Origin of the sequence: Muriicola sp. Z0-33 (assembly GCF_026126425.1) — a bacterium.
Classification (GTDB): domain Bacteria; phylum Bacteroidota; class Bacteroidia; order Flavobacteriales; family Flavobacteriaceae; genus JAFMPW01.
On sequence record NZ_JAFMPW010000002.1, the window covers coordinates 1 to 11,429 of the forward strand.

The 11,429-nt window shown below is 37.9% G+C and carries 14 protein-coding genes; 8 read left to right on the plus strand and 6 right to left on the minus strand.

Going from position 1 to position 11,429, the window contains the following annotated elements; all coding sequences use genetic code 11:
• Nucleotides 1-361: T9SS type A sorting domain-containing protein (locus J1G40_RS02935; protein WP_265240835.1), on the plus strand; the 361-nt coding region annotated here is incomplete at its 5' end.
• Between the two features lie 121 nt (nucleotides 362-482).
• On the opposite strand, the gene J1G40_RS02940 is transcribed toward J1G40_RS02935, so the two are convergent.
• Nucleotides 483-965, minus strand: a complete 483-nt coding sequence (locus tag J1G40_RS02940) for a hypothetical protein (protein WP_265240837.1) — start codon at nucleotides 963-965, stop codon at nucleotides 483-485.
• Between the two features lie 229 nt (nucleotides 966-1,194).
• Nucleotides 1,195-1,635: a hypothetical protein gene (locus J1G40_RS02945; RefSeq protein WP_265240838.1), complete on the minus strand. Its 441-nt coding sequence runs from the start codon at nucleotides 1,633-1,635 to the stop codon at nucleotides 1,195-1,197.
• A 173-nt stretch (nucleotides 1,636-1,808) separates the two neighbouring features.
• On the opposite strand from J1G40_RS02945, the gene J1G40_RS02950 reads away from it, so the two are divergent.
• The 3 genes from J1G40_RS02950 (at nucleotide 1,809) to J1G40_RS02960 (ending at nucleotide 4,391) form a co-directional block, all read left to right on the plus strand.
• Nucleotides 1,809-2,609, plus strand: a complete 801-nt coding sequence (locus tag J1G40_RS02950; protein WP_265240840.1) for a tRNA pseudouridine synthase A — start codon at nucleotides 1,809-1,811, stop codon at nucleotides 2,607-2,609.
• A gap of 92 nt (nucleotides 2,610-2,701) precedes the next feature.
• Nucleotides 2,702-3,571 carry an alpha/beta hydrolase gene (locus tag J1G40_RS02955; protein WP_265240842.1) on the plus strand — a complete coding sequence of 290 codons (870 nt, stop codon included), beginning with the start codon at nucleotides 2,702-2,704 and terminating at the stop codon, nucleotides 3,569-3,571.
• On the plus strand, nucleotides 3,564-4,391 hold the full coding sequence (locus J1G40_RS02960) for an alpha/beta hydrolase (RefSeq protein WP_265240843.1): 828 nt from the start codon (nucleotides 3,564-3,566) through the stop codon (nucleotides 4,389-4,391). Before J1G40_RS02955 ends, J1G40_RS02960 begins: the two co-directional genes overlap by 8 nt.
• Here J1G40_RS02960 and cysM read toward each other — a convergent pair.
• Together cysM and epsC are read right to left on the minus strand one after the other, a co-directional pair.
• Nucleotides 4,364-5,248 carry a cysteine synthase CysM gene (gene cysM, locus J1G40_RS02965; RefSeq protein ID WP_265240845.1) on the minus strand — a complete coding sequence of 295 codons (885 nt, stop codon included), beginning with the start codon at nucleotides 5,246-5,248 and terminating at the stop codon, nucleotides 4,364-4,366. The two genes, J1G40_RS02960 and cysM, sit on opposite strands and share 28 nt — an antisense overlap.
• Nucleotides 5,241-6,032, minus strand: coding sequence for a serine O-acetyltransferase EpsC (gene epsC, locus J1G40_RS02970; protein ID WP_265240848.1), 792 nt, complete (start codon nucleotides 6,030-6,032; stop codon nucleotides 5,241-5,243). The genes cysM and epsC overlap by 8 nt, the downstream gene beginning before the upstream one ends.
• A gap of 95 nt (nucleotides 6,033-6,127) precedes the next feature.
• On the opposite strand from epsC, the gene J1G40_RS02975 reads away from it, so the two are divergent.
• Nucleotides 6,128-6,808 carry a DUF2461 domain-containing protein gene (locus tag J1G40_RS02975; RefSeq protein WP_265240850.1) on the plus strand — a complete coding sequence of 227 codons (681 nt, stop codon included), beginning with the start codon at nucleotides 6,128-6,130 and terminating at the stop codon, nucleotides 6,806-6,808.
• 44 nt (nucleotides 6,809-6,852) lie between these two features.
• On the opposite strand, the gene J1G40_RS02980 is transcribed toward J1G40_RS02975, so the two are convergent.
• On the minus strand, nucleotides 6,853-7,260 hold the full coding sequence (locus J1G40_RS02980; protein ID WP_265240852.1) for a glyoxalase: 408 nt from the start codon (nucleotides 7,258-7,260) through the stop codon (nucleotides 6,853-6,855).
• Nucleotides 7,261-7,407: 147 nt separating this feature from the next.
• On the opposite strand from J1G40_RS02980, the gene J1G40_RS02985 reads away from it, so the two are divergent.
• On the plus strand, nucleotides 7,408-8,298 hold the full coding sequence (locus J1G40_RS02985; protein WP_265240854.1) for a DUF72 domain-containing protein: 891 nt from the start codon (nucleotides 7,408-7,410) through the stop codon (nucleotides 8,296-8,298).
• A gap of 377 nt (nucleotides 8,299-8,675) precedes the next feature.
• On the opposite strand, the gene J1G40_RS02990 is transcribed toward J1G40_RS02985, so the two are convergent.
• On the minus strand, nucleotides 8,676-9,965 hold the full coding sequence (locus J1G40_RS02990; protein ID WP_265240856.1) for a dipeptidase: 1,290 nt from the start codon (nucleotides 9,963-9,965) through the stop codon (nucleotides 8,676-8,678).
• A 196-nt stretch (nucleotides 9,966-10,161) separates the two neighbouring features.
• On the opposite strand from J1G40_RS02990, the gene J1G40_RS02995 reads away from it, so the two are divergent.
• Both J1G40_RS02995 and J1G40_RS03000 read left to right on the plus strand, forming a co-directional pair.
• Entirely contained in the window at nucleotides 10,162-11,040 is an 879-nt protein-coding gene (locus tag J1G40_RS02995; RefSeq protein WP_265240857.1) for an Hpt domain-containing protein, read from the plus strand.
• An 11-nt stretch (nucleotides 11,041-11,051) separates the two neighbouring features.
• Nucleotides 11,052-11,429: a response regulator gene (locus J1G40_RS03000; RefSeq protein ID WP_265240859.1), complete on the plus strand. Its 378-nt coding sequence runs from the start codon at nucleotides 11,052-11,054 to the stop codon at nucleotides 11,427-11,429.

The following is an 11,429-nucleotide window of genomic DNA, read 5'->3' on the forward strand; positions in this document are numbered from 1 at the left end:
TCTGAGTTATGCCGACGGATTGGAAGGCCTGGAAGGCGGAAATAATGTAGCTGATCTTTACGGTTGTTATGATTTTTCTAATGAAGTACGTGTTGAACGTATTTCAGGAACAACAGCTAAAAGTACTTTTACGGTTTATCCATTACCTGCCAGAGACGTTCTTAATATTGATATGGATGTTACCGCCGGTAAAAAAGTGGGTATTAGGTTATTTGATCTGGCCGGAAATGATATCACGGCAACCACCGATCGAATTAACGAAAATACTCTTGATATTCAAAAAGTTCCATCCGGACTCTATTTCCTTAGTATCAATGATGGTAAGGGGAGAAGGGTCACCAAAAAAGTAATCATACAATAGATAAACACTAACTATTAAGTATAAAGAAAAAGTAATTGGTTGTTTGGTTTGTTTTTTAAATTGAGAAGGCCCCGAAATTATTTTCGGGGCCTTCTACTTTGCCATAACACAAGTGAATTCCTTAATACCAGGAATCTATATTTTCATTTATACTGTCAAAATTGTATGCGCCAATTTCTTCCTTTCTATGAATAAAGGTGATAAGGGTAAGAAATAATAATGCGGCTTGTAAAAGTATCATCAATAGGCCGATAGGCATAAATGTCCCCGGCATTATGTGATTTTCAAAGTCGTTATAGGTAGAAAGAATAAAAGCTGTATCGAAGATTTTAAAGATGTAGACCAATACAAGGGCATACATAGCGTACTCCAGATTGCGCATTTTTGGATCAGTCAGTTCATCTTCATTAATCTTAAACCACATGACATATAAAAACACGAAATGGACTATAGAGAGTAGTGGAAATATGTAATTGTCAGGTTTTAGCAGATAGAACTTATTTGAATAAAGTCCATAGAAATTAAGAACTATAAGCACAAGAAGCACTCCGATTGAAAGAAGCATACATCTTCTCCATGTAATAAAATGTAAAATATTCTTCATATAAGCAGGTTTCAAGGATTTGGGGGCCTAGATATTTGGGATTAAAACGCCAGCTTTTAAAAGATTATTTTAAATTAATCGATGAACCGCAACCAATGTTGAGTAAGTACAAAAACCTGTGGTTAACACAGGTTTTTTGCTTGTTGCTAAAATAAATTTTATCGATGAATCGTTGAACTGCAACCTCATTCAGATAAGTGTCACGCTTATTTTTAACGAGATATTTAAACTATCGCAGCCAGTTCTTATTGGTGGCCGTTTTTGCCAGTAAAACTAAAGCGGCCCCTATGACTATTAAAAGTATGGGCATAATCACCCCCTGAACCTGACCATAAACCTCTGAAGCATTCGTCATAAAAAAGGAATAAGACATTTGTACAATGATACCAATTAATGAGATCAGTAAAACAGGCCTGGCCCATTTTTTCCTCAGCAGCAGGGCAATACATCCAAGAAATCCACCCCATACTGCAATCGCGAATGCTGCTGTAACCCAGGCCGGAGTATTCTCCATCAGGGCCAATTGATCCGAGGGCATTTCGGCTTTCATTTCTTCGGTGATAAAGGCACTGCCTAAATAGGCCATGACCCCCATAATATTCCATACAAGCGCTACAGCACTTACGATCCAAAACCACATAGGTGGTTTTACACTCACATTGTCTGTCATTTCGTTTAAGTTTAGTTAATTAGTTGTCCACAAAATACAAAAAAATCATATAGTGCTTATCATTGCAATACACACATCGGTGCTTTATAATTATTCCTAAATCGCAAATTTTGAGATAATTACTATGGATTATAACCAGGTTTAATCTAATATTGAGGGGAGATAAATTGGCAATGAACTACAAAAAGTACAGGTACATAATAAGAATTCAATATCTGGGGTTTAGATATAGTGGTTGGCAAAGACAACCAGGACAAAAAACGGTAGAGGGAATGTTATTGAAGACATTAAAATTTATTCTTCCTGATACCCCTGTTAAGATACTGGGGGCCGGGAGAACCGATGCCCGGGTTTCAGCTGAAGATGGTGCTTTTGAATTGTTTACAGGGGCCGAGATAGTCAATATCGAGGATTTTATAGTACTATTTAATGCAAATCTACCGGCAGATATTAAAATTATCAGTTGCGGCATTGTGGACAATGATTTTAATATAATTAAGGATATTTCGCAAAAAGAGTATCAATACTTTTTTGCATATGGCAGTAAAAATCACCCATACAGTGCTCCTTTTATGGCAAATATTCTGGAAGATTTAGACATTGACCTAATGAAAAAAGCAGCACCGCTTTTTGAGGGGTACCACAATTTTAAATCTTATACAGTAAAACACAAAGAGAACGCAAAGTTCCAGAGGAGTATCAAAACCTGTCACATTTCGCTGAATACAAAGTTAACGGCCAGCTTTTTTCCTGAGAAAAGTTATGTGTTAACTGTAATTGGAAAGGGTTTTTTAAGGTATCAGATCAGGTTAATAATGGGAGCCTTGATACAGTTGGGAAAGGGAGTTATTACCCTTGATCAGATTGAGGCCTCTTTAAAAGAAGATTCGAATATCACTCAGGATTATGTGGCTCCGGGTTCGGGGCTAGTTTTGCATCGTACAAATTTTAAGAACAGTAAGAATAACTTATAGATGGCATTATATGGGTATCGGATCTACCCAGATCGCCATTCTGTGTAAATAGCCATATCAATTAATTTTGTATTTTGACATAAAGTAGAGATATGCCAGGCTGGGGATACATTTTAGGATTAGTACTCGCTATTTATGTAGTGATAAGCATCCTTTTATATTTCTTACAGGATTATATCATGTTTAAACCCGAAAAATTACCGGCCGATTTTCAGTTTTATTATGAAAATCAGGAAACAGAGGAATACAATGTAGAAACAAGAGATGGAGCCATAATAAACGGACTCCGTTTTAAAGCTCAAAACCCCAAAGGAATCGTTTTTTATTTGAAGGGGAATTCCAAAAGTATCAAAGGCTGGGGAAAGTTTGCAGTAGATTTTACAAGACATGGATATGATGTCCTTATGGTAGATTACCGGGGCTTTGGAAAGAGTACTGGAAGACGAACGCAAAAGGCCGTGAAAAGGGATATGCAGGTGATCTATAACAAAATTAAGGAGAGCGTAGAGGAAAAGTATATTATTCTCTACGGACGTTCACTTGGTTCTGGCTTTGCTACCAAACTGGCATCTATGAACAATCCCCGAATGCTGATATTAGATGCACCATACTATAGTCTAAGTAAGGTAACAAAAAAGTATTTACCTTTTATGCCGCTTTCGGTATTGCTAAAATTTCCAATGCCTACATATAAGTGGCTCAAATATGTGAATTGCCCAATTCATATTATCCACGGTACGGACGACAGGCTAATTCCTTATAAGACAAGTATTAAACTTTCTAAAATTAAACCTGGAAGCACCACTTTGTATACGGTTATTGGAGGAGGACATAAGAACTTAAATACCTTTGAGTCTTATCATAAAATGCTAAGCGAAATTATCACCAGCAGACCAGTTAAAGTAGATCTAAGTGGATCTAGCATCGGCGTTCAACACAGTTCAAAAAAGGTAAATGCGTAAATTAAAGAGAGGTATAAAAGTACTTCTGGGGGGTTATTTATTACTTGTTATTATGCTCTATTTTCTTCAGGAAAAATTAATTTTTCTACCCACAACACTGCCTCAGAACTACAGTTTTTCGTTCTCTCAACCTTTTGACGAGATATTTCTTACTGCTGCAGATGATGCAGTGCTTAATGGGTTGCATTTTAAAAATGAAGCTCCTAAGGGTACTATCCTCTATTTTCACGGCAATGCTGGAGATTTATCGAGATGGGGAAATATTGTAACATTTTTTGTGGATAAGGGCTTTGATGTGATAGTGATGGACTACCGAACCTACGGCAAGAGTTCCGGAACACTAAGTGAAGCTGCTTTGTATAAGGATGGGCAATTGTTTTACGACTATGCATTGGATCATTATCAGGAACAAAATATTATTCTTTATGGACGTTCATTAGGAACGGGTATTGCTTCTAAACTGGCTTCTCAGAACCAACCTAGACAATTAATTTTAGAAACTCCATATTACAGCCTTCTGGACCTGGCGATAAAGCGCTTTCCATTTTTACCGGTAAAATGGTTTTTAAAATACCAATTACCTTCAAATGAATATACTCAGCTTGTGAAATGTCCTATTAATATTTTTCATGGCACTGATGACAAGGTTGTCCCATATGATTCAGGCGAACGGTTATTTAATTCGCTAAATATTAAACAAAAACAATTTATTTCGGTGCCAGACGGGGAACATAATAATTTGGTAGATTTTGATGCCTACAGGAAGGGAATAGATCAGGTACTGGGAATTGCTCAGGCGAATAAATCTGATGATAAATAACGATCACCACGATCGCAAACAATAGAAACAATGGTTGCATCTTTCAGCGTTTCTGCAAGACGAAGAGCAACCGCAGCCGCGCCACCACTACTCATTCCTGCAAAAATACCCTCTTCTGAAGCAAGTCTCCTTGCCATTGCAGCCGCTTCAGCAGTACTAACTTCCAAAATCTGATCTACCTTATCAGGGTTGTAAATTTTAGGAAGATATTCCTGAGGCCATCTCCGGATTCCGGGAATACTGGAATTTTCTGAGGGCTGCACTCCTATAATCTGGATATCCTCATTTTGCTCTTTAAGAAAGGAAGAAGTTCCCATTATTGTCCCGGTAGTGCCCATTGCAGAGACAAAATGAGTAATTTTACCGGCGGTATCCTTCCAGATTTCCGGCCCCGTACTGGCGTAATGTGCCATCCAATTATCATCATTGGCAAATTGATTGATCATTATTAATCCATCTTCTTTTACCTTGTTTTCTGCGTAATCTCTGGCACCCTCTATGCCTTTATCCGCTGATGTAAGCGTAACTTTGGCACCATAGGCGCGCATAGTTTGCACGCGCTCTTTGGTTGCATTCTCGGGCATTACCAATTCTATATTCAGGTCATAAATACCTGCAATCATTGCAAGGGCTATTCCCGTATTGCCACTGGTAGCCTCAATAAGTTTTGAATTTTTATTGAAATCTCCTCGTTCAAGGCCATTTCTAATCATGTTATATGCCGCTCTATCTTTAACACTGCCTCCAGGGTTATGACCTTCCATTTTAAAAAATAAACGAACATTCTTATTGGTATTGAGATTCCTGGAGGCTACCAGTGGGGTATTACCAATAAGGCTTAAAAGACTATTAGGCATGCGAATTGGTTTTAATTTTAATCTCAGGAGTATGGAAGACAGTTGAATTTGCAGGTACAGATGATGTTAGCCATGCATTACCACCGATAACAGAGTTTTCACCTATTACCGTATCTCCTCCAAGAATAGTGGCATTAGCATAAATGGTGACATTATTTTCAATAGTTGGATGCCTTTTGGTTTTCTGCAAATGCTTGGCAACATATAATGCACCAAGTGTAACCCCCTGGTATAACTTTACATTGTTCTTAATGATTGCTGTTTCTCCAATCACCACCCCGGTAGCATGATCTATAAAAAAGGACTCCCCGATTTGTGCTCCCGGGTTGATATCCACACCGGTTTGTCTGTGGGCATATTCGGTCATAAGCCTGGGTACCATAGGGAAACCCTTTTTATACAATTCGTGAGCCAGTCTGTAAATAGCAATTGCATAAAATCCGGGATAGGCCATATATACCTCTTCAATTGATAAGGAGGCAGGGTCACAATCTGCTATGGCCTCGGCATCTAAATTTAATTTTTCCAGGACAGCAGGTAATTGAGATAGGTAATTCTCCCATATTTTACTGCAAGGTCTTTCAATATCCCAGCAAGCCAGATCTACAAGGGTATCGAAATAGCTTTCGAGGGTATCCAGATTTCCTTCAACTTCCGTTTCTATATCAAATAGAGTCAGAAATAGTAAATCTGTAAATACCTCGGTCTGACGCTTTAATCGGTACCTCAGGTTAGGCTGTTTCTTATTGTAGTTAATTTTATCGATGATGGTCGACTTGTCCATATATGCTGCGTTTAGTCATCAAAATTAACTATTAATTACAAAGCCTATCGGTTTAAAAGGTTAACTTTAGCTTAAAATATGTTACAAAAATACTTATGGCGATTACCCTAATAAATAAAGAGGCGTTACTTTTTTTAGAACAACTGAAAAAGAATAATAACAGGGAATGGTTTACAGAGCACAAGAACCAATTTAAGGCCTTGCAAACTGAAATTAAAAAGTTCTATGAAGAATTGAAAGAACAGATGAATACCCATGATAGCATAGAAAAATTAAAAATGTTTCGCATTTACAGAGATGTTCGTTTTTCTCATGATAAAACGCCTTATCAACCTCATTTTGCCGGTTCATTTTCAAGAGCCGGGGCCAGGCTTCGCGGAGGGTATTACCTTAAAATAAAACCAGGGGAGTCTTTTATTGCCACAGGATTCTGGGGTCCGGAAAAAAATGACCTTCTTAGAATACGCAAAGAACTGGAACAGGACGCCAATGAATTCAGAAAAATTATTGGAACGGGAGATTTTAAAAAAATATGGGGAGAGCTGCAAGGCGAAGAAGTTAAAACAGCACCTAAGGGTTTTAACAAAGAACATAAGGATATTGATCTGATAAGAAAAAAGCAGTTTATTTTTGTCAGGAATTTTACAGATAAGGAAGTACTTTCATCTGATTTCCTTAATGAGGTAAATGCATCCTTTAAAGCGATAAGACCTTATTTTGATTATATGAGTGAGGTGCTTACGACCAATATCAACGGGGAATCTATCGTGAGTTGATTTCCTTTGTTTAAAAAGGGTGGTAGGCAGGGAAAATAGCACTGCTATACCAACTCTTCAATTCTGAATAGTTGCAATTGATCTTTCAATCGTTCCTTCACCATATTCATCATTCGCTTATTAAGTGCGGAAGAATTAAGTATATACGCTTCGTATTCCTCAATAGTAAATTGGCCGATTATCATTCCTTTTAAAGCATTCCTGAATTTGATGTCCTTTTGAATTGCATTTTCAACAAATTCTATTTTCCCATCCATCGTCAAATCATAAAATGCTCCTTTATGTTTAGTGATATAGTTTCTGAAAGCTGCAACTAGTAAATGGTTCTGAAATTTAATCACAGGACGCAAACACGAATTCTGAAAATATTCATCAGGGCTCATATCGGGACTTAATCTGGCATTGGGAATTTCTGGACGTAAACGCAGTAGATCTGCAGACCTTTGGTTCATCGCTGGTAGTTTTCTTAAAGTTATAGATTAAAGCAAGGGATCGGCCAGAGAATTTAAATAGTTTTTAACCGGGTTGTGAACAGTATTAAATAGCATTGTGGAGGGTGAAAATATTCAATAACTTAGCTGCCCAATAATTGCTATGTAATGAAGTTTGGAAGAGTAGACCACCCGGAACTGATAGATTTCTCTTTACCGGAAGACCATGCGGATACCAAAAAGAGATTGTCAGAATCAAAAGACGGTCCTCTGAATATTTTTGTTGGCTGCGCCAAATGGAATCGACAGGATCTGAAGAACTTCTATCCCAGGGGTACTAAAGATGAGTTGGGACATTATTCTTCTCAATTTAATAGTATAGAACTCAATGCTACCTTTTACAGAATTTTTCCCAAGCATACGTACGACCAGTGGTACGATTTAACACCTGACGATTTTAGATTTTTCCCTAAGGTGGTCAATAGAGTTAGTCATTTAAGGCGTTTAAATGACAACATCTATCCCATTATTAATGAATATCTTGAAGTTACTTCGAGGCTAAAGGAAAAGTTGGGTACAATATTTTTGCAAATGCATAGCAATTTTGGTCCCAAAAACTGGGACAGGGTAGTTAAGTTCATAGAATATTGGCCAAAAGAGTTTCCGTTAGCCATAGAATTCAGACATGCAGACTGGTATAACGATACTGTGGTCGCAAATGAAATTTATCAATTACTTTATGAAAATAATATCGCTAATATTTTAGTCGATACCGCCGGTAGGCGAGATATGCTACATATGCGCCTAAGTAATAATGAGGCTTTTGTAAGATATGTCGGCGCTAATCATCCAACAGATTATGAGCGCTTAGATGAATGGGCAGTAAAAATAGCCAGCTGGCGGGAACAGGGACTTAAGAATATTCACTTTTTTATTCATCAGAATATGGAATTGGCTTCACCTTTACTTTCCGCTTATTTTATTGAAAAATTAAATGAGCAACTAGGAGTAAAGCTGCATATACCCAAGACGCTGGTGCAACCAGGAAAAGTATATTAGTAGGGGGAGCTAACCTGCAGGGGTTGTTAAATATAATTCTCCGTTTCGTTACTAGATTTACACACATATAAAGTTTCCACCTTATACTGCGAACATTTTTCCGCTACCTCTTCTTTAGCAGGTTCTTCATTGGTTAGGCTTGCAAAAATAATTAAGAGCAGGCCAAATAAGTACTTTGCGAGTGTTTGCATGACGTTTTTTGATTAGATCTGTGACGAAAGTATTTTTTAATACGCCAATCGAAAAACGTTTTAAGAAAATTTTATTCTAAGATTAACAAACTTTATTAAAGGGTGCTAAAATTCTGTTAAGACCTATGATAACAGTCTTTTATGGGGGAATGGACAATTATAAATTTCGCTTAAAATGGTACAGGTTTAGCTATTAGGCCATTCCCTGGCCACTTTTTGAACCTCGTCCAGTACTCTCATGAGATTTGCTCCCCAGAGTTTCGTAATTTCTTCTTCGGAATATCCTCTTTTTACAAGTTCTAGAGTTACGTTGAAAGTCTCAGACGCATCAGACCAGCCATCAATTCCGCCTCCTCCATCAAAATCTGAGCTAATGCCCACATGGTCAATTCCGATAAGTTCTACCATATAGTCTATATGATCAACTAAATCCTGCACATTGACTCCTTCTGGGACATCTTGCCTGTCCACCACAACATCATTTGCAATGGCCCTGACTTTAGGGTAATTAGTGATATATGCCTCTTTCTGAGCATCGTTCAAATTGTTGAATTCAGATCTATCGTACCAGTCGATCCCCAAAGAATCTGCTACTTCCTTGTAAACTGTGCGCATATAGGCGGCTTTTGCATCGCTTTTAGCCGTATGGAGATATGAAGTAAATGCCACAGTCTGAACCACACCGCCATTTTCTTTCAATAAAAGCAACTGCTCATCATCCAGGTTTCTGCTGTGATCACAAAGCGCCCTGGCGGATGAATGTGAGGCAATTATTGGGGCCTTGCTAATGGCGATCATTTGCTCCATTGCAGCCTTGGAAGGATGTGAAATATCTATCATTATACCAAGCCTATTCATCTCTTTAACAGCATCTTCTCCTAATTTACTTAAACCATTAAATGACCATAGACCATCCTTTTCACCCGTATTTGAATCACAGAACTGACTATGCCCATTGTGAGACAAAGACATATATCTGGCCCCCAGTTCATGAAACTCTTCAATCCGACTAAGGTCTTCACCTATAGGGTAGGCGTTTTCGACTCCAATCATGGCTACCTTTTTACCTGTGGCTGAGATGTTCCTGACATCTTCCGAATTTAAAGCCAGTGCTATCCGCTCCGGGGCAAATTCTTCGCATAGTTTGTGGATGGCCTCGAATTTGGACATGGCATTATCATAGGCTTTTTCATAGCCCTCATCACTTAAGGTATCCTGTCCGGTGTAGACTATAAACCAGGCAACATCCAGGCCTCCTTCCTCCATTTTGGGCAGGTTAACCTGAGTATCCAGATTTTGGGTATAATTGATACTATCAGTAAAGTTCTTCACATTGATGTCTGCGTGAGTATCAATAGTGACAACTTTTTGATGTATCCTTTGGGCTATTTCTTGCATGCTTTCTTCTGGTTTTTTTTCAGATTCTCCGCAGGATAAAAATCCCAGTATAAAAAAGCTAATAATTATAGTTCGCATTTGGTAAGAATTTTAAACCTACAAATAAAGCTATTTGACAACAGAAAATGAAGCCTAGGTAACATTTAATTGCACAGGGCAGGTGAAATGATGAGTTTTAAACAAATAATATTCAGAAACTTAGTAAACATCAGAATATTCAATTCATCAAGTAAAAATTTACCTGATGTGCCAAATAACCAAATCTATATCAACCTTGAAACTAGAAGACCTACTAACAAAATTATCCGACCTGGAGGCGACCCTTCATGAATTTTCATATGAAAGTCTCACTGCGGCTGAAGCCCAGGAACTTAAGGATACCTTAGAAAGATTTAGAACGTTGCTTCAAGACAGAATGAAGCAGGAAAGCCAGGAAGATTCCGAAAAGGAATTTAAATCCGTGTTTAACATGGAGGAGGAGACCAACAAGAGTGAAACTGACTCTGAAATCTCCACAGCCCATGGGGAACTCGCGGAGCATTCTTCCTTTGGCTCAACCCGGTTCACAGCCTATTTAAAAGAAAGTGAACTCAGCAATAGGCAACTATCTTATATCAATGCCATACTTGCAGCCGCGGAGATCGATACAAGGATTACCAATGATCCCATAACTCCTTTGCCTGCTAAGGAAGTTCAAAAGAACGAAGACGACAGCCGGCAAGAGAATTTAAAAACCAAAGCAATGAGTAGTACAAATAAAAAGGCGTCCAAAACCGGACACTCTTCCAAATTGGGCAATAGTGTACCGTCAAAATTGGATTTAAATCCTATTCTCGAGGATTGCCTGGGTAAAAAAGATCTTTTAAAAGAGCTCATAAATTTATTTAAGCGAAACGCTCTGGAATTTATAGGACAATTAAAGATTCATCTGGAAAACCATGATTTTGAAGCAGTCCGATTTGCATCTCACAAAATAAAAAGTGGCCTGCGAATGATGAATACACGAGAATTATTAGTCATCGCAGAACAAATTGAACTGGAAAGTAGAAAAAAACAGGACATCAAACACCTTAAGTTTTTATTCAACTGCTTTGTAACCGAATACCCTGAAGTGGAAAGGGCAATAGATAAGGCCTTTGAAGAATTGAACTAGAAAAGGTATAAATGATCTTAGAAAAAAAACATTTACTGTTGGCGGAAGATGATGAATTATTGGCATCATTACTTAATTATAGACTCGAGAAAGGGGGCTATAAAGTGCATTTAGCCTATGACGGAAGGGAAGTAAAGGAGTTTTTAAAAGAGCATACCCCTGATATCATAGTCAGTGATATCATGATGCCCTATTTCTCCGGAATCGAAATTGTAGATCACGTCAGAAATGAATTGAATTTACAAATCCCCGTAATTATAATTTCTTCTGCCGGGAACGAAGAAAATGTCTTAAATGCCTTTGAAATGGGTGCTAATGATTTTATTTCCAAACCTGTAAGCCCTTCGGAATTACTTGTTCGGGTAGGAAGGGAGTTGGCGAAAATGTAA

Coding starts and splice junctions, on each gene's coding strand:
- J1G40_RS02940 (WP_265240837.1), bottom strand. CDS start 965: ATGAAGAATATTTTACATTTTATTACATGGAGAAGATGTATGCTTCTT.
- J1G40_RS02945 (WP_265240838.1), bottom strand. CDS start 1,635: ATGACAGACAATGTGAGTGTAAAACCACCTATGTGGTTTTGGATCGTA.
- J1G40_RS02950 (WP_265240840.1), top strand. CDS start 1,809: ATGAACTACAAAAAGTACAGGTACATAATAAGAATTCAATATCTGGGG.
- J1G40_RS02955 (WP_265240842.1), top strand. CDS start 2,702: ATGCCAGGCTGGGGATACATTTTAGGATTAGTACTCGCTATTTATGTA.
- J1G40_RS02960 (WP_265240843.1), top strand. CDS start 3,564: ATGCGTAAATTAAAGAGAGGTATAAAAGTACTTCTGGGGGGTTATTTA.
- cysM (WP_265240845.1), bottom strand. CDS start 5,248: ATGCCTAATAGTCTTTTAAGCCTTATTGGTAATACCCCACTGGTAGCC.
- epsC (WP_265240848.1), bottom strand. CDS start 6,032: ATGGACAAGTCGACCATCATCGATAAAATTAACTACAATAAGAAACAG.
- J1G40_RS02975 (WP_265240850.1), top strand. CDS start 6,128: ATGGCGATTACCCTAATAAATAAAGAGGCGTTACTTTTTTTAGAACAA.
- J1G40_RS02980 (WP_265240852.1), bottom strand. CDS start 7,260: ATGAACCAAAGGTCTGCAGATCTACTGCGTTTACGTCCAGAAATTCCC.
- J1G40_RS02985 (WP_265240854.1), top strand. CDS start 7,408: ATGAAGTTTGGAAGAGTAGACCACCCGGAACTGATAGATTTCTCTTTA.
- J1G40_RS02990 (WP_265240856.1), bottom strand. CDS start 9,965: ATGCGAACTATAATTATTAGCTTTTTTATACTGGGATTTTTATCCTGC.
- J1G40_RS03000 (WP_265240859.1), top strand. CDS start 11,052: ATGATCTTAGAAAAAAAACATTTACTGTTGGCGGAAGATGATGAATTA.